This window comes from Sphingobium sp. LF-16 (genome assembly GCF_003711185.1).
Lineage (GTDB): Bacteria > Pseudomonadota > Alphaproteobacteria > Sphingomonadales > Sphingomonadaceae > Sphingobium > Sphingobium yanoikuyae_A.
Genome location: NZ_CP029335.1, coordinates 646,717 through 662,963 on the forward strand (window position 1 = coordinate 646,717; position 16,247 = coordinate 662,963).

19 protein-coding genes and 1 tRNA gene are annotated in these 16,247 nt (G+C 60.2%); 11 read left to right on the forward strand and 9 right to left on the reverse strand.

The annotated features are described in order from the left end of the window. Nucleotides 1-16: 16 nt before the first annotated feature. From DIZ22_RS03185 to DIZ22_RS03195, 3 genes are all read right to left on the reverse strand, one after another. On the reverse strand, nt 17-1,270 hold the full coding sequence (locus tag DIZ22_RS03185; RefSeq protein ID WP_048937486.1) for an aromatic ring-hydroxylating dioxygenase subunit alpha: 1,254 nt from the start codon (nt 1,268-1,270) through the stop codon (nt 17-19). Between the two features lie 83 nt (nt 1,271-1,353). After that, entirely contained in the window at nt 1,354-1,869 is a 516-nt protein-coding gene (locus tag DIZ22_RS03190; protein WP_048937487.1) for a phosphoribosyltransferase family protein, read from the reverse strand. Further along, on the reverse strand, nt 1,866-2,858 hold the full coding sequence (locus DIZ22_RS03195; RefSeq protein ID WP_048937566.1) for a bile acid:sodium symporter family protein: 993 nt from the start codon (nt 2,856-2,858) through the stop codon (nt 1,866-1,868). Before DIZ22_RS03195 ends, DIZ22_RS03190 begins: the two co-directional genes overlap by 4 nt. Before the next feature lie 98 nt (nt 2,859-2,956). Here DIZ22_RS03195 and DIZ22_RS03200 point away from each other — a divergent pair, with 98 nt between their 5' ends. Next, nucleotides 2,957-3,715 carry an enoyl-CoA hydratase gene (locus DIZ22_RS03200; protein ID WP_010336334.1) on the forward strand — a complete coding sequence of 253 codons (759 nt, stop codon included), beginning with the start codon at nt 2,957-2,959 and terminating at the stop codon, nt 3,713-3,715. Between the two features lie 24 nt (nt 3,716-3,739). Here DIZ22_RS03200 and DIZ22_RS03205 read toward each other — a convergent pair whose 3' ends face one another. Beyond that, the gene (locus DIZ22_RS03205) at nt 3,740-4,642 is read right to left on the reverse strand and encodes a DMT family transporter (protein ID WP_048937488.1); all 903 of its coding nucleotides are present in this window, start codon (nt 4,640-4,642) and stop codon (nt 3,740-3,742) included. A 27-nt stretch (nt 4,643-4,669) separates the two neighbouring features. Between DIZ22_RS03205 and DIZ22_RS03210 the strand changes: the two genes are divergently transcribed. Both DIZ22_RS03210 and DIZ22_RS03215 read left to right on the forward strand, forming a co-directional pair. After that, nucleotides 4,670-5,236 carry an XRE family transcriptional regulator gene (locus DIZ22_RS03210; RefSeq protein WP_234415625.1) on the forward strand — a complete coding sequence of 189 codons (567 nt, stop codon included), beginning with the start codon at nt 4,670-4,672 and terminating at the stop codon, nt 5,234-5,236. Between the two features lie 224 nt (nt 5,237-5,460). Then, nucleotides 5,461-5,913 carry a DUF4375 domain-containing protein gene (locus DIZ22_RS03215; protein ID WP_048937490.1) on the forward strand — a complete coding sequence of 151 codons (453 nt, stop codon included), beginning with the start codon at nt 5,461-5,463 and terminating at the stop codon, nt 5,911-5,913. 433 nt (nt 5,914-6,346) lie between these two features. Here the strand turns inward: DIZ22_RS03215 and DIZ22_RS03220 are convergent, their stop codons facing one another. After that, nucleotides 6,347-6,670 (reverse strand): hypothetical protein, encoded by a 324-nt coding sequence (locus DIZ22_RS03220; protein WP_010338154.1) that lies wholly within the window; start codon nt 6,668-6,670, stop codon nt 6,347-6,349. Between the two features lie 169 nt (nt 6,671-6,839). Beyond that, entirely contained in the window at nt 6,840-7,349 is a 510-nt protein-coding gene (locus DIZ22_RS03225; protein ID WP_004207880.1) for a MarR family transcriptional regulator, read from the reverse strand. Between the two features lie 162 nt (nt 7,350-7,511). On the opposite strand from DIZ22_RS03225, the gene DIZ22_RS03230 reads away from it, so the two are divergent. From DIZ22_RS03230 to DIZ22_RS03250, 5 genes are all read left to right on the forward strand, one after another. After that, nucleotides 7,512-7,586, forward strand: a tRNA-Gln gene (locus DIZ22_RS03230). Then, nucleotides 7,555-9,402 (forward strand): site-specific integrase, encoded by a 1,848-nt coding sequence (locus DIZ22_RS03235; RefSeq protein ID WP_122927893.1) that lies wholly within the window; start codon nt 7,555-7,557, stop codon nt 9,400-9,402. The genes DIZ22_RS03230 and DIZ22_RS03235 overlap by 32 nt, the downstream gene beginning before the upstream one ends. A 181-nt stretch (nt 9,403-9,583) precedes the next feature. After that, complete coding sequence (locus DIZ22_RS03240; RefSeq protein ID WP_122927894.1) at nt 9,584-9,838, forward strand: hypothetical protein; 255 nt, start codon at nt 9,584-9,586, stop codon at nt 9,836-9,838. A gap of 75 nt (nt 9,839-9,913) precedes the next feature. Next, a complete protein-coding gene (locus tag DIZ22_RS03245; protein WP_122927895.1) occupies nt 9,914-10,978 on the forward strand; it encodes a hypothetical protein in 1,065 nt (354 codons plus the stop codon). A 41-nt stretch (nt 10,979-11,019) separates the two neighbouring features. Beyond that, on the forward strand, nt 11,020-11,331 hold the full coding sequence (locus tag DIZ22_RS03250; RefSeq protein WP_240626842.1) for a DUF2958 domain-containing protein: 312 nt from the start codon (nt 11,020-11,022) through the stop codon (nt 11,329-11,331). Here the strand turns inward: DIZ22_RS03250 and DIZ22_RS03255 are convergent. Continuing rightward, nucleotides 11,321-11,542, reverse strand: a complete 222-nt coding sequence (locus DIZ22_RS03255; protein ID WP_346427717.1) for a helix-turn-helix transcriptional regulator — start codon at nt 11,540-11,542, stop codon at nt 11,321-11,323. The genes DIZ22_RS03250 and DIZ22_RS03255 overlap by 11 nt on opposite strands. Before the next feature lie 77 nt (nt 11,543-11,619). On the opposite strand from DIZ22_RS03255, the gene DIZ22_RS03260 reads away from it, so the two are divergent. The 3 genes from DIZ22_RS03260 to DIZ22_RS03270 all read left to right on the forward strand — a co-directional run bounded on the left by DIZ22_RS03260 (nt 11,620) and on the right by DIZ22_RS03270 (nt 13,627). Next, on the forward strand, nt 11,620-12,282 hold the full coding sequence (locus DIZ22_RS03260; RefSeq protein ID WP_122927898.1) for an SHOCT domain-containing protein: 663 nt from the start codon (nt 11,620-11,622) through the stop codon (nt 12,280-12,282). Then, nucleotides 12,279-13,229 (forward strand): hypothetical protein, encoded by a 951-nt coding sequence (locus DIZ22_RS03265; RefSeq protein WP_122927899.1) that lies wholly within the window; start codon nt 12,279-12,281, stop codon nt 13,227-13,229. Before DIZ22_RS03260 ends, DIZ22_RS03265 begins: the two co-directional genes overlap by 4 nt. Nucleotides 13,230-13,357: 128 nt before the next feature. Further along, nucleotides 13,358-13,627 (forward strand): hypothetical protein, encoded by a 270-nt coding sequence (locus DIZ22_RS03270; protein WP_122927900.1) that lies wholly within the window; start codon nt 13,358-13,360, stop codon nt 13,625-13,627. A gap of 183 nt (nt 13,628-13,810) precedes the next feature. Here the strand turns inward: DIZ22_RS03270 and DIZ22_RS03275 are convergent, their stop codons facing one another. Both DIZ22_RS03275 and DIZ22_RS21585 read right to left on the reverse strand, forming a co-directional pair. Beyond that, nucleotides 13,811-14,905 carry a hypothetical protein gene (locus DIZ22_RS03275; protein ID WP_122927901.1) on the reverse strand — a complete coding sequence of 365 codons (1,095 nt, stop codon included), beginning with the start codon at nt 14,903-14,905 and terminating at the stop codon, nt 13,811-13,813. A 54-nt stretch (nt 14,906-14,959) separates the two neighbouring features. Next, nucleotides 14,960-15,490, reverse strand: a complete 531-nt coding sequence (locus DIZ22_RS21585; RefSeq protein ID WP_206364613.1) for a hypothetical protein — start codon at nt 15,488-15,490, stop codon at nt 14,960-14,962. Nucleotides 15,491-16,247: the final 757 nt, after the last annotated feature.

Below are 16,247 nucleotides of genomic sequence, written 5' to 3' on the forward strand. Positions count from 1 at the left end.
CCCCGGAAAAGCGCCGTCATCCCCGCGAAGGCGGGGATCCATCTCCAGCCATCTCCCCATAGGTGAGGTCGGGGGATGGATTCCCGCCTGCGCGGGAATGACGAGAATCATGATAGTCGAAAGACCATCCCATTTTCGGCGCGCGATGCTGGCGCGCCTGCGGAATGATGGTGCGCATCCGCGCGCAGAAATGGCGCAGCGCGACTTCCTGGTCGCTCAGGGGGCCGACGGTGAAACTGTCCGACGCCATGCCGGCCTGCACGCGGGCGACAAGCGCCGTATCCTCGGCATTGACCTGGCGGTTGACGCGCCAGTTGAGATAGCGCGCGGCCTTCATCTCCCTACGGTCGTCGGGCAGCGCATAGCTGATCTCGCGGATCAGCGTCTGCGTCGGCGAGACCGGCAGCCACTGCATGAAATCGACCTGGTCGGGATAGATGTCGAAGGCGAAATTGGGCCAGAGCTTGAAATAGGTCCATAGTCGCTGCCGATCGGGCGGCAGATGCGGGACGGCCGGCAGGAAATGCTGATAGGCGCGCTCGGACAGGTTGGCGGACGGGCGATCGAGGATCGGCCCCCACATCTTGTCGGCATAGAGGCTGGCTTCGACGCCATAGCCATCGCCCATCAGCCGCTTGAGGCCGGGATGGGCGACGGCGATATGCAGGCCATCGGAATAATTGTCGCCGATATTCTTCCAGTTCACCGCACGCGGGCGCAGCGTGACGCGGCCAAGCGCGCGCAGTTCGGAAAAGCGATAGGGCGCGATCTCGTCGACATAGGGCGCCATCATCTGCGCCACCGACGGTCCGCCATCATCCTCCAGCCGGACGAACAGGAAGCCGTGGAAATTCTCGATATCGACGGGGGAAAGTCCATGCCTGGACCGGTCGAGATTGCCATAGCTGCCCGCCATTGGCAGGCCCGTCAGGCAACCGTCCAGACCATAGGTCCAGGCATGGTAGGGACAGACCAGCTTTCTGGTGCGACCCGAGGGCCCGTCCACTAGGCGCGCGCCGCGGTGGCGGCACACGTTGGTAAAGGCGCGGGCTTCGCCGTCATCCCCGCGGATGACGATGATGCTCTCGCCAAGATAGTCCAGCACATGGAAATCGCCCGGCGCCGGCAGGTCGCTGTCATGGGCGACGATCTGCCAGCTCGGGCGGAAGATGCGACGGGTTTCGACGGCGAAAAATTCGGGATCGCTATAGGTCCATGCCGGCAGGCTATAGCCCACGTCCGGATCCGGTCCGCATCCCGTCTCGCCCATCTACCCCGCATGCCCCATTGCAGTTGTACGCTTGTATAACGAGCGGGCAGGGAATTTCCATTATATTTTTGTGACAGCTATTTTCAGTTGGTCCGTTCGGGCACTTCGCCCCAGTCGGACAGGATCGAAGCGCGGCTGGCGACCGCTTCCCAGGGGAAGACGAACCAGTCCTTGGTGACGATGCGGTCGATCGTGGTCGCGCGATATTCGACCTTCGCGGCCGAGCTGACATTGTCGATCAGCACGGCAAAGCGCAGATGATCGGCCGGCGCGCCGGCCAGCGCCGCGCGCAACTGGTTGATCGTGCGGCCACTGTCATTGATGTCGTCGACGAACAGCAGGCGCGATCCTTCGAGCGCCATCGCCACCAGCTTGTCGAGCAGTTCGTCGCAAAAGCCCGCGACCTGGGCCGACAGGTCGACCGACAGCATCGGCTGGCTGATGGCGTGGGACAGATAGGTGGCCGGCACCAGCCCGCCGCGCCCGACGCCGACAATATAGTCGGGCCGCCAGTCCGATTTGGCGATCGCGCCGGCCACGGCGTCGATATGGGAGAGGAAGCTCTCCATCGGAATGTCGGTCAGGATCGGTTGGGTCATGATATGGTTGCCATCTGCGAATCGGCCCTATCGGCCGCCTGCGCCCCATAGCGCCGTGCCAGCAGGGCACAAGCCATCAGCTGAATCTGGTGGAACAGCATGACCGGCAGGATGATCGGCCCGACGGCCGCTGCGGGGAAGAGGACGCCGGCGATCGGCACGCCCGAGGCGAGGCTCTTCTTCGAGCCGCAAAATTGCAGTACGATCGCATCTTCGCGGGAAAAGCCGAGCAGCCGGCCAAGCCCCCAGGTGAAGAGCAGCACGATCACCAGCATGGCGATGCAGAGCAGCGCGAGCAGCGCCAGCTCCGCGCGCGAGACCCGGTGCCACAGTCCTTCGACCACCGCCGCGCTGAAGGCGGAATAGACCACCAGCAGGATCGATGTGCGATCGACCCGGCCGACCAGCGTCTTGTGCCGCGACACGAAGCCGCCGATCCAGGGACGGGCAAGATGGCCGAGCACGAAGGGCAGCAGCAATTGCAGCATGATCCCCTCGACCGAGGAAAGGGAGATGAGGTTGCTGCCGCCGCGCTGCATCAGCAATGCCACCAGCAGCGGCGTCAGCACGATGCCGAGCAGGTTGGAGAAGGAGGCGCTGACGACAGCAGCGGCGACATTGCCGCGCGCAATCGCGGTGAAGGCGATCGAGCTTTGCACCGTCGATGGCAGCAGCGCCAGGAACAGCAGGCCCGCGCGCATATTCTCCGGGATCGCGCCGATCTGCTGCAGCAGGATGCCGACCAGCGGGAAGAAGAGGAAGGTCGTGCCCAGAGTCGCGAGATGGAGTTGCCAGGCCTTGGCGCCACCCCAGATCGCCTCGCGCGACAATTTTGCCCCATGCAGGAAAAAAAGCAGCACGATGCCCGCGTCCGCAACGATCGACGCGACATGGGCGCCCTGGCCGCGCGCGGGCAGGGCCGACGCTAGGGCAACGGTGCAGAGCAGCAGGACGAGGAAGGGATCGAGGATCAGGCGCAGGCGAGTCATCATGTTTCCGGGCATAGGGAAGGGGCTTGGAAAAGGATAGACGCCGCCCCATCCTCTGGGCCAACAGCCTTGGCACAGAGTATCGGGAGAGAATTTGCGTGAGCGACCATATCGCCATCATCGAGACGAACGGCGTGCTCGAAATCCATATCGACCGGCCCGACAAGAAGAATGCGCTGACCGGGCCGATGTACCGCGCGATGATTGCAGCGCTGGCCGATGCGTCGAGCCGGCCGGAGATTGGCGTAGTGCTGTTCGCGGGCCGGGGCGACGCCTTTTGCGCCGGTAATGACCTCAAGGACTTCATGGCCGGGCCGGAGGGCGGCGCTGCCGCCTTCGATTTCATCAGCGCGATTGCCGCCTTCGACAAGCCGATCGTCGCGGCGGTGCAGGGGCTTGCCGTGGGCGTCGGCACGACGATGCTGTTCCATTGCGATCTGGTCTATGCCGCGCCCGACGCGCGCTTCGTCATGCCCTTCGTCAATCTGGGTATCGTGCCGGAGGCCGGCTCCAGCCTGCTCGCGCCCGCGATCATGGGCCATGCCAGGGCGGCGGCGATGCTGATGCTGGGCGAACCGATGGATGCGGAGGGGGCCGATCGCGCCGGTTTCGTGACGGCGATCGTGACAGGAGACGCGCTGCTCGACCATGCCCGCGCCAAGGCGGCGGCGTTGATGGCCAAGCCGCCCCAGGCGCTGATGGCGACGCGCCGGCTGATGAAGGGTGATCCCGCCGCCTTGCAGGCGCGCATTGCCGAAGAAGCCCGGCTGTTCCGCGAAGCGCTGGCCTCGCCCGAAGCGCAGGAGGCGTTCATGGCCTTTTTCGAAAAGCGCGCGCCGGTCTTCAAGCGGGCCTGATCGAAGCGCGGCCGGGGGAGGGGATCAGTTCTTGCCTCGCCGCTCGAACTTCAGTTCGCTCACGATCACGGCGGCGATGATCAGCAGCGCGCCGGCCAGCGCCGTGGCGGGCTGGCGGTCGCCCGCGATCCGGCCCAATATCCCGGCCCAGACCGGCTCGCCGGCATAGATCAGGGTCGCGCGGGTCGGCGATACGGTGCGCTGCGCCCAGTTCATCACGAACTGGATCAGCGCCGTCATCGCGCCCAGGCCACAGGCCGACAGGATCACCGTCCAGGAAAAGGGCGGGATCGCCTCACCCATCGGCGCCATCAGGCCGAAGGCGAGCAGCGACGTGACCGCCAGTTGCACCAGCGTGACGCGGGCAATGTCGACCTTGCCGGCCCACAGGCTGATGAAGATGATTTCCAGCGCGATCGCCAGGGTGCTGATGAGCGTCAGCGCCTCGCCCTTGCCCAGCGACAGCCCCTCGCGCGGGGCGGCGATCAGGATCAGGCCGGCAAAGGCCAGCGCGACGCCGACCCAGCTGGTCCAGCGCGGTCGCCGCCGCAATATCGCCCATTGGAGGATCGGCACCAGCGGCACATAGGCGGCGGTGATGAAGGCCGATGTGCTGCTGGATATGGTCTGCAGCGCCCAGGTCTGGAGCGTGTAGCCGCAGAAGATGCCAAGGCCGATCATCGACCCGGCCAGCAGTTCGCGCGCCGTCAGGCCGCGCAGCACCGGCCAGGCGAGCGGCAGCGCGAGCAGCGCCGCCGTGCCGAAGCGCATCCCCACGAAAAAGAGCGGCCCGCTCTGCTGCATGGCATTATGCACGATCAGGAAGGTCGCGCCCCATAGCACGGTGATCCCGATCAGCGCGAGTTCGGGACGGCCGATCATCAGCCGGGGCGCAGGGCTCTTGTCGAGGGCGGCATTGTGCAACATAATGCACATCGCGTTATGAGCAATATATTGCACAGTCAAGTCGAAGTCCCGCGCCCGGACGTTCTTTCCCATGTCGCGGGCAATATCCGCCGCCTGCGCGCCGCCAAGGGGCTGAGCCAGGATGCGCTGGCCAGCGCGGCGGGCGTCAGCCGACGCATGCTGGTGGGGATCGAGAGCGGGGAAGCCAATGTCAGCCTGTCGACGCTCGACCGGCTGGCGCAGGCGCTGGACGTCAGTTTCTCCCATGTCGTGCGCGCGCCCGACATGCCCGACAATAGCCGGATCGATACCCTCGCCTGGCAGGGCGAGGATGTGCATAGCCGTGCGACCCTGCTCGGCACGGTCCCGGCCGCGCGCGAGGCGGAGCTATGGACCTGGTCGCTGGCGCCGGGCGACCGCTACCCGGCCGAGGCGGACGCCGCCAACTGGCACGAGATGCTCTATGTGGTGGAAGGGGTGCTGACGGTCGAGATGGATGCCGGCACGCGCACGATCGCGGCGGGCGACTTCCTCATCTTCAGCAGCGACCGCCCCTATGTCTTCGTCAATCGCGGAACGGACCTGCTGCGCTTCGTGCGCAACGTGGTGTTCTAGGCAGCGTGGACGAATGGCCGGGATCGGTGGGGGCTGCCATTCCCCTCCCGTAAACGGGAGGGGAAGCGAGACTTAGGCGCGAAGCGCATTAGTCGCAGCGGGGTGGGCTTGCGCGCCGTCCAGCCCACCCCCTAACCCCCTCCCGCTTGCGGGAGGGGGAACAGGTCCGCTTCTGGCCGTTTGCCGGTCGGTAGAAGAGCGAGCGACGGCGAGGGATATGCGAGATGCAACAAGATTACTGGCATATGATCGAGCCCTTCTGGGAAGCGATCAACGTTGATGAGGATGGGGAGGCCTATCTGGTAAGCGTTGCCGATATTCCGACCGCTCTCGTTCATTTGCATGCGGCCCATTTGGCGCAGTCGGAGATATGTAACGGGGGCTTTGCGCAGTTTTTCCAGAACTATGGCGGTGTTTTGGCGCCCGAGGCCGCCGCAGGTTTCGCCGTCATGGGGATGACTTCGACTGCAAAAATCCTTGCAGAGGCGAGCCAGATGTTAGGCACGCCCTATCCTAGAGACTGGCGGACCAGACACACACAACTGGACGCCATACCAGTCGAAAAATTCGATCGGTTTGACTCACAGTTCTACGATCTTATCGAGACAGAAGCCGATGGCTTTCAATGTGCCGCAAACCGATTTGCGCAAAAGTTGAGGCAGCAAGGCCCTGCGTAGACCAATAGCATGGATTTTTGACTGCTGGTCAACTCTCCAGCGGATGAGCAACTATCTGCCTGCCTGCCTGCCTGCCTGCCTGCCTGCCTGCCTGCCTGCCGATAAGCCGACAATCGGAGATCGGCTGATCCTGGTCGTTCGGAAGCGGAAAGCTGCACGTCTGCATTTGGAGATTGGAAATCGGCGGATGAACGGCAATTTTTGATCGAAATCCGACAATCCCCACAGGCGTCATCCTGACGAAAGTCAGAACCCATTCTGCGCTATGGCGGATGGGGAGCGCTCAAGCGATCCAGGATCAAGCCTGTCCGGAGCCTGTCAAAGGGGGCGGGATGACGAAGATGGAAATGGCCACTTCCAGTCGCGTCCAGGCCGCCGGGATATAGCCTCGCAGCCTGAAATCGGGCCTCCCCATGGGGAGGCCCGATACGTCTCAATGGCTGTCGTTGCGCAGATCCTTGCCGGCCTGCTCCAGCGAGGCACCGACATCCTGCTTGGCTTCCTTGCCCTCGCGCTTGGCGTCGTCGGCCGCCCGGTCGGTCGCGGCGCCGATCCGGTCCGCGCCATTGTCGATCGCGGCGCCCGCGCGGTCGAGGCCGTTGTCGATCTTGGCGCCGGCATCGTCGACGGCGTTGCTGACGTCATTGCCGATCGCGGAGCCGGCATTTTCCAGATTGTCCGATGCCTTTTCCGAGCAGGCGGACAGGCTCAGGCCCAGGGCGGACAGGGCCGTGATGGCCAGAAGGGGTGCGCGCATGATGTCTCCTCATTGCGTTGGCAAGGCTTGGGCAGCGCCGCATCATATCTGACGCGGCGCTGCCTAATCTCTTGTTGTCGCATCGTTTTAAGCGGAAAACCGGTTCCCACTTTTCCGCACGACGCTCCTAAAAGCGCGGCAGCGGCCATAAGGTTGCGTGGTTTCGCGATCAGCCGCCGCTGAGGCCGAACACCATCGACCGGTCGGCATCGGGGATCAGACCCTCCATCACCCGCCAGAAACCGGTGACGGAACCCTGTCCGGCCTGGGCATAGGCGGCCGCCATCTTCTCGCGCAGCGCGCGGAAAAGCTCGGCCTCCAGTGCGCGGCCGGCGGCGCTGAGGCGCAGCAGTTTCTGCCGCCGGTCGCTGCTGCCCGGCCGGGTCTCGATATAGCCGCGCTCGATCAGGTCATTGAGCACCCGGCCGAGCGATTGCTTGGTGATTGCCAGCAGGCGCAGCAGATCCTTCACCGTCAGGTCAGGCTGGCGCGAGATGAAATAAAGGGCGCGGTGATGGGCGCGGCCCAGGCCCTGCGCCGCCAGCCCCTCGTCGATCGAGCGGGTGAGCGCGGAATAGCCGAAATAGAGCATCTCGATGCCGCGCCGGATTTCGTCCTCGCGCAGGAACAGCGGCGAGGCCGGTGCGATCTGGCTGGGCGAGGGGGCTTGGACGGACATCGGCGCGGGTTTCCGGCTGGAGGGGAGGGGGCGTGGCGTTGATCCCTAAGATGGGTTGGGCGGGAAGGAAAGGGAAAGGCGAAGTCCATCGTCAGGAGGGCTTTTCTTTCGTGCATCAGCCGCTATATGGCGGTCCCGCGCTGACTTGGATCGGCGCATTGCTGGGGCGTCGCCAAGCGGTAAGGCAGCGGCTTTTGATGCCGCCATGCGCAGGTTCGAATCCTGCCGCCCCAGCCAGTTTTCTCCCAAACTACCGCAAAACCTTGATTTTCGGATGGCGCCGGAACCGTGGTGGGGCATTTGCTACAAAACCCTGCTACAAGGTTGGGGCTTCGTGCGGATGGGAGGCATCCCGAATACGATCAGGCGCGGCGGTATCTATCACTTTCGGCGGGTGGTCCCGCAGCCCTTGCGGGAACGGCTGGCGCGCCGTGAATTGACATGCAGCCTCCATACGCATCAAGCAGGAGAAGCGCGTTTCCTATCGCGCTGCCTGTATCTGCGTTCGGAGGAATTGTTCTTGGCTGTCGAAAGCGCGTCGACGTTGAGCGATGAGGACATCGCTGCGCTGGTGAAGGATTTTTACACCACCATTTTGGCGCGAGATGACCATTATCGATTAATGGCTGACATGCCCGACCAGTTCAGAGAGGCGCGGGCAGAACATTATCGAATCTTGGCTAGCAACGCGAAGCGGCATCTGGCCGAAAATGCTTACGAAACCGTCAGGCAGATCACTTCCAGCATGCTCGCACGGCGGTATGGGCTGGATGCGAAATTCGATAAGCTGAGTGTCCGCAAAACCGGGCAAGCTATGCTCCGGGCCGGGGTAGAGGTTGCAGAAACGCTGCGCGCCCGCGCCGAGGGCGATTTCAGTTACGAGCCGACTGACAAATTGCTCCTACAAGCTTTGCGGGAAAAGCCTGAGCCGCCAGCATTTCCTCCGTCCAATGAACATGACAGGTCGCCACCCGTGGTCATCGGTCCCATATTCTCGGAGGCGGCGGAGACTTTCCGGGAGGCCCAACTGCGCAAAGCCGTTTGGGAGCGTCAAACATATCAGCAAGCTCGTGCGACCTATTCCATATTTCCGATATTCTCCGGAGATCGACCGCTCAATCATTATGTTCGCGCCGATGCAGGGCGTTTCAAGGCATTGTTGGAAGACCTGCCTGCCAACTACAGCAAGGCTGCTGAATTTCGCGGTCTGACAGCAGAGCAAATCGTTGAAATGACTCGAAGTAGGGACGTTCCGCGCCTTTCACCGCGTACCGTGCAACGTCATTTTGCGGCGCTTTCCACGCTCTGGGATAGAGCAATCGAGCAAGGCGAGGCGACGATCAATATCTTCAACAACTGGAAGTTTTCGGCGGCAAAGCGCGCCAGAGATCAGCGGCAGATGTGGACGAGTGAGACGCTTAGCGAGTTATTTCGTACCCCAATCTGGACAGGATGCCAGTCAGAGCATCGGCGGTCGAAGCCGGGCAAGCTTGTCATTCGTGACGAAAAATTCTGGCTTCCTCTTATCGCGGTATTCTCCGGTATGCGTCAGGAGGAAATCTGCCAGCTCCGTCTGGACGATGTGCGTCAGGTGGAAGGCATCTGGGTTTTCGATTTGAGGGAAGGTGACGGGCGCCAGCTCAAAAATTCCAACGCGATCCGTAAGGTGCCAATCCATGACAGGCTGATTGATCTGGGGTTGCTGGACTACGCTGATCGGATGCGGGCGGCTTCAAACAAGCTGCTCTTCCCGAATTTGCAGCCGGGCGGCGCAGATGATCGCCTTGGTCACAATTATTCGAAATGGTTCACGCGATACCGCCGCGATACGGGCCTTTATGCAGAAGGACTTGATTTCCATTCCTTCCGCCACAGCGCGACGACCTTCATGAAAAGGGCTGGCGTTGCGGACTCCACGATCGATGAAGTGACAGGGCATGCCACCGCTGGGGAAACAGCGCGCTATAACAAGGGTCTTACCGTCGCCAATTTGAAGCTGGCCATCAACAGCATCGAACTAGGTATCGACCTTGCCTACCTGACGGAAAAATGAGCGCTAACGCTGGGGGAGTTGCCGACTGAAACGCTGGACACGGTCTGCGCTCCGGCGCAATATTTTCTGGCGCTCCAGCGCCATACCCCCCTTTACTATGCCTTCCCTGACTATCCTGCCTTTATCCATACCCTTCTCCCCCTTTCCCTCCCCCTCCGGAGGGAATTGAAAGGAAGAAGATATGAAATTCGATAATATGCCTACGGCGCAGGCCCAACCCTCAGATGCTTTGGCCATGGTTGCCGCCATCGACAGGCTGATCGGCGAAGGGATCGACGTTCGGCGTCCGATAGGTTCAGCCTTCCAGCTCAAACTCCCGGACGGCCTCAGCTATTATCCCACGACCGGAAAAATCTATCGAGACAGCGCATCGGCGGCATACCAGCAGACCGGCCTAGCCGCACTATTGGCTGTCTTGAACAGCCCCGCCCTATGACAAATTCTGCATAGATAACAGGGCGATCAACGAATCCTCCCTGCCGGATGATCTCCGGCGAATGATGGAGGATTCATGACGCCAGAACCCGGCCACGCGATCGGCCAACTTCCTCTCGTACCCGACGAACTGCTCAAAGCGCATTTCGTCCACGAGAAATTCGATACGCGCTTCCGCGCCTGCGCCCGCCTGCTCCAAGCCTTCTGGCGCGAGCGTCAGGGTCTTCCTGTCGGCAGCTATCAGGGACGGGATGGTCGCAAACGCAAGGTCGGCTCGTTGCTCAGCACGTCGGCAGCCGCCTCCGGACGCAACTTCCTTGGCCCGGCCGTGGCCCATCTGGCCCGCCGTGAGGTTATTTATCAGGAGGCCGGGGCGCTGATCGACCGGCAGCGGCTCTACAGCAATCTGCTCAGTTCGATGCCGCTGGCATTTAACCTCTTTGCGCCGCTTCGTTTCGATCTGGCGCTTGCTGGCAAGGTGATGCGGGCGATTGCCCCCGGCATCGACATCGCTGCGGTTCGTCATGTTTGGTTCGAGCATTCACCGGGACGGCGGGCAGTGGACCTTACCGGCGACCGAACCGCTTTCGACGTCGCGGTTATCTATCAGCGCAGCGATGGTGCCAGCGGTATGATCGGCATTGAGGTGAAATATTCCGAGAGCCTTACCGAGCCTGCTCCTGCGGAACTGAACGCCCGATATCATGACCTTGCCCAGTCATCGGGCTTGTTCAAAGAACCCATGCAAGCCGCCCTGCGGGTCAATCCACTCCAGCAACTGTTCCGGGAGCATCTGCTTGCCCAAGCGGCAATGATGCGGGGCGATTGGGCCGAAACCCACTTCATGCTTCTCGCTCCGCGCCATAATGCCAATGTCCAGCAGGGGGCGGCATTGTACAGCAAATTCCTTGCATCGCCCGGTATGGGACAAACTTCTTTCCTGAATGTCGAATTGGAGCAGTTCGTTGAAGCACTGGGTTGGGCAGGTGCGAAGAACGAAGCCTATGCCCTGTTCGATCGCTATTTGAATTGGGGCATTGTCATCGAGGCGGTCGAAGCCTGCCTTCGCGACAAGATCGAGGATTGGCACATCGCTCCGCCGCCTCCGGCTCCGCTCAGCCTCATCGGGAAAGCCGCTTGAGCATGAAGCCGCCCTTCATCGATCAGATCGCCTTCGATCAGATGCTGGAACATGGTCGAGCCAGTGCAGCAGGTCGCCATCATGATCCAGCGCCGGTGGTGAAGCTCTTCACCCCGGACGCTGGGGCGACCTGGCTACTGACAGAAATCGATCCCATGGATCATGACCGTGCATTCGGGCTTTGCGATCTTGGGCTCGGTGAACCTCAACTGGGCTACGTGAGCTTGGGCGAACTGAGTGCCATCTGTGGCGCTCTGGGCTTGCCTGTCGAACGGGATGCCGCCTTTACCGGCGATAAACCCCTGTCAGGTTATGCCTTAGATGCAAGTCGAGCAGGCAGGATCACCGCTTAAGCTCCTCAGTATCAGGCTTAAGGAGGTCTAAATGCGACGCATCCAGCGCCATTGCCAGTTCATAAACCGTCACGATCGTCGGGTTGCGCCGACCGCTCTCAAGACCGGAAACATATTGCTGACTGAAACCCGAACGCTCAGCAAACTCTTCCTGCGTCCAGCCCTTGCTCAGGCGAAGGCGTTTAAAGTTAGACCCGATCAGGCGACGCATATCCATGCTGCCCTGATCGGGCTTGCAATACCCCTAAGTTTATCAACTATAATATGTAACTCTGAATCGGGGGACGTATGACAGATCGCATTGACGCCTTGGAGCGCCTTGGCAAATTGAGGGCCGATGGCATCCTTTCAGACGAGGAATTCGCCGTCCAGAAAGCGGCATTGTTGGACAGGCCGGTTGAAGGTTTGAAGGCATCTTCGTCGGGTTCGTTCGCAACGCAGTTCAAAGAGGGGCGCGAGAAGAGCAAAGGCGTGCGTCGGTTCATCCGATGGTTTTTCGGGATTCAAATGTTGGCGATCCTATTGCTCGGAACATATTTCCTCACGCGCGGCGCCAAAATAGAAGAAGCAAGGCAGGCTCAGAAAGCCGAAATGGCAGCGCCACTTGCGGCATCTCCGGTGCAGGAAGCAGACTTCCTGTTTACAGATCAATTTCTGGCAGGTCCGGGTCGGGACACTTGGGAATCACTCGCAGACAACCCCAACCCTAATAGTTTCTGCGTCGGTTCGAAGGCGGTACTGACCAACGCTTCAAGCAAGCCGATGCATATTCAGGCAGGACGTCAATCCAGTGATGTCTCTTGGACCCTTGGAACAGTTCAGCCAAACGCTACCATCGAGTTTGCGGTAGGAGACTATCCGGGCAGTTACTTCATTGCCAGCCTAGATGATGATCGCCCATTGGCTCCGTACGAAGTCACTGAATGCAATGCGGCAGGGGAATCGCAATGAGCGGGACGGTTGATCCTTCAGACAGGTTGGAAGGCTTGCTGCGCGACGGCGTGATCGACCACCGCGAATATGATCGTGAAATGGCCAAATTAGGCCAATTGGACGTCACCCCTCCTGGGAGCGCCACTAAACGCCGTGTAGTCATTGCCGTGGTCGTGGCCCTTCTGGTCGCGCTTACATATTTGATCGCCTCCGTTGACCCAGTGGGTGATGATGCCACCGTTGTTCCGCAAACCGCGGCAGAAAATGTCGTGAATGCGAATAACGCGCCGATCGCCGCTACCGTCCAAGAGCCTGCGGCAGACTATCAGGCGTTGTGCATATACAGCGGATTGACGCCGTTGGGGACGCGGCTCTCCACCATGGCCAATCTGCTGTCGCAACAAGGGCGAACCATCGCTTGGGAGGCTGCCGGGAATGACTGGATCATGCGAACAAGCTGGCATGATCAGTTGACAGGCACGGATCACGAAGAAGCGTTTGAGTTTCAGCGGCGGGATGGAGCATCACCCGCGCCAGCCTGTAATCGCCCAATTGGCGAGGTGCAGTTGAACCGGGTGGCACGGGATGGGATCGAAATTGCTGAACCTGATCCGAGCTTCGCGTCTTTGCTGCACCAAGACATCGAACCAGATGGAACGACAGCCGAAGCGGTTCCGTCGGCGGACGCCCTGCGCTCCGGCCGATGCAAGCTGGTCATTAAAGGTCAGTCTTATATCGATGGCCCCTGCTTCTATTCCCTCGACGAGGAAGGCAGCTTCTCCATCTACGACACGCCAGAAGGGACGGGTGGCTACTTTGCTACGCTGGTGCGGGACGGTGCATCTGGGGTTGGCTATTGGAATGGAAGCAAAGGCTCTACGCATGCGCAGGACGAACTCGGCACCATGTCGCGTAACGGCGCATGCTGGAGCAACGAAGATCATCAAATCTGCCTTTGGGGCTGATTTACATCTTCGTCGCCGTGTGGCCATGCGCTCGCATCGGACCGCGTCCACATCATATCTTCTTTGTGACCCCCCTCGGAAGGCACAGATCGTCGCCTGAGCGTGCAAGATGCCGAGGACGGGAACCGATGGGTGCGGACGATAGGAAGAAGCAAATGTTTCAGGTTGGCGATCGCGTGTTCTTTTGGACCGGCCGCGGCTCTCAAGGGTACGGCACCATCCGGGACATCAAGGACGATCGCGCATTCATCGACCCTGAACCCGATGCCATTCGCGGTAGCGATTTTCGAGCTTCTCTGTCCGGCAAGGTGAGGCGTGAACGCTGGGCGCCGCGTGATTATGGCGTTCGCCTCGATCACCTGAATACCCCGCCAAGACCTTGGTTCAACGATAGCTAGCGAAACAAGCGCCCACCCATTTCGCTAGTAAGGGAAAATAAGCATTATATATCAATATGTTAGAATAGATTTTTCTGCGGTTTCTTTGCTATTTTCTCCGGTTCTGCAAAATTCCCCCGGATTCCGGCACATCTTGCAGCGCCCGATCTGCTGCGCACCTATGGGCGCGCAAAAACTGATCACCTAAATGCTTACTTGTTCAAGCTGGCGATGCAGCTCGCCGTGAGAGAGATAGCGGTTGTCATAGGGCAGGTCGTTCTGGTCCTTTCCCTCTATCCAGAAATTGAAGCGGCCGTAGCGAGCTTCGGCCTTTCGAAATGCCGATATGCCGAGCGCGCGCGATCGTCCGAAGCGCGGGCCTGCAACGGTCCCCTGATTGCTAGGCTTGAGACCGGCGAATTCGGCGACCAGAAAATGGTGATGGGATTGAACGCAAGGCATAGCCGCATCTGCATCAAGGCCCTTCATGAGATATTTGAGCACGCGCCATTGCTGAACGCAGTCGTTTCCGAATCCACTGCAATGCACAACGCGAAGTGCTGATGCAGCCATTCGCGGATCGGGCTTCGGTAGCTCCAGCAGATGCCTCGTCGCCTTGTGCGCCCATTCTCGAAATCGGTGAAACAAGGAGGTTGGAACATGCAGAAGGAAGTGGCTATGCAGGCCCAACTTCTTGCCAACCTCCTTGACCCAGATCGCAGCGAAAGGAAATTCGGGCATACCGGCACTTTGCTGCACATCGCTGACCCATGAGCGCATGCTTGCGAACAGCCGCTCATGCAGCGAATGGATGTGGCTAGCCCCATGCACTCCGCCGACTGTCCACGATACCGTCAGAAATGTGTTGAGCACAAAGCCTTCAACATTAGCCAGGGCGACCGCTTCATAGGCCCGCTGGAATTCGGGCAATGTAATTACGTTGGAGGTGGCGACTCGCTTGGGTTGCTGCAACGGGTAGGTTGCTCGAATCAGTCGCGATATAGGGCCGTTGCCCAGCGGAACACGCGTTCGCCCCTGCCGGTCAACTAAGTCTTCGCCGTCTCGCCACATGGTGGCAATGCGCTGCTCCGTAGGCGAAAGAAAGCGGTAGCGATCGCTTTCCATGTCGGGGTCGATCTCGCGACCGTGGACGATGGCGGTGGGCCGGGCTGTAATGCCCGGTTGGCGGGCGATATGGCTCTTGATAGTAGGAGAGTCGTTCATTTGCATCTTCCTTTTGTCGATGCGAAGGCGGCGCTCGCTGGCGTCTGACAATATATGTTGATTGCTCTGGGACATGGTCCTGCCATTTGCCCGGCCGCACAATCATGCCGACCGGGCAGATGGAATTTATCAGCCGTAATAGCTGATGAGGCGCGCAGTCATGAGGCGTAGCGCATGCAAAGGGCTATGCCGGATGTCCCGCACGGGCGGTCCCGAAAGAAAGTCGTCGAGGCGATCATGCAACCGTCTCAGCGACGGCACATCTGGACGATCGTCGAGTGGAGACGGAGCAAACACAGCGTTGGAGAAATGTCGCAGCGCTTCGACAAGGACAGTACCGGGGTCGTTGGGATGCGCTGGCTCGTGCGGGATTGCCTTTGAAGGTGCAGCTTTTGACCGGCTATAAAGGTCATCACACAACTTGCGGGCAATGGCGAGCGCGGCTGTCTCACGCGGAATCTCCATGGAATCAGCCGCATCGCGCATCTTCCGATGAAGCCGGAGCATCTGCTTATGCTCGTCTGCGCCAGACTTCGGAGCAGGTCGAACTGGGCGGGAGAATGCAGGATGGAGCAGGCCAAGAGTACCCCTCTCGATCCATGGTTCACGGAACTCGGATTTGACAGAGTTGGGCAGTGAAATTGCAGAGTGGTCAGTCATTAGCATCGTCCTTTTTGGATCGACGCAACAGCGGGTATTGCCGTTGCCTGACAATATAGGCGGCAGGACGATTTTTAAGCAGCTTGGTCGGTCCCTACAGGAAAAATCCATGCATTTTTTAGCGCGACAGCCTAAATTTGTTGCATATTGGCAACATATTCATTGCGATTTCGTATCGAACTGCCCCAACCCTCGCAAATGATGGTGTCAGTGAAAACGGGGGTAGGGAGCTGGTCTTAAATGTTTGAACATAGAGCGTGCAAAAGGGGCAAATTGGTATTGAGGCGGGGATAAAGCGGTGCGCCGACCTCCAGCTCGACCGCAGGGCACCGGCATCATAAGGGTTTCACTGACCTGTCAAGTAGCCCCTCTAACTCACCGGCATGTTCAAGGCATGCAGACATGGCTCTGTACGTCATATGAAAAAGGACGGGCCTTGCGGCCCGTCCCCAAACTGCGGTAATAAAGACTACTTTTTTGATGGCTTGGTTGGCGCCGGGCGCTTAATTGTTTCCACAACCGCCCCCTTCTTATTAGCGCGGGCTTGCTTCACAGTGATGAATTTGCCGGTCCCGGCATCACGTCCAATTTTCATGATAGGCCTCCGTAGATAAACTGAGGCGTTCAGTTGCCACTCGGGTCCCGGCCGCAGCAAAAGCTGCGGCCGGGAGTAGGCATGTTACTCGTCGTCGACCAACCAGCAGAACGCACGCTTGCCATATTGGCGAGCATAGACACGCGTCCCATCTGGAAGGGT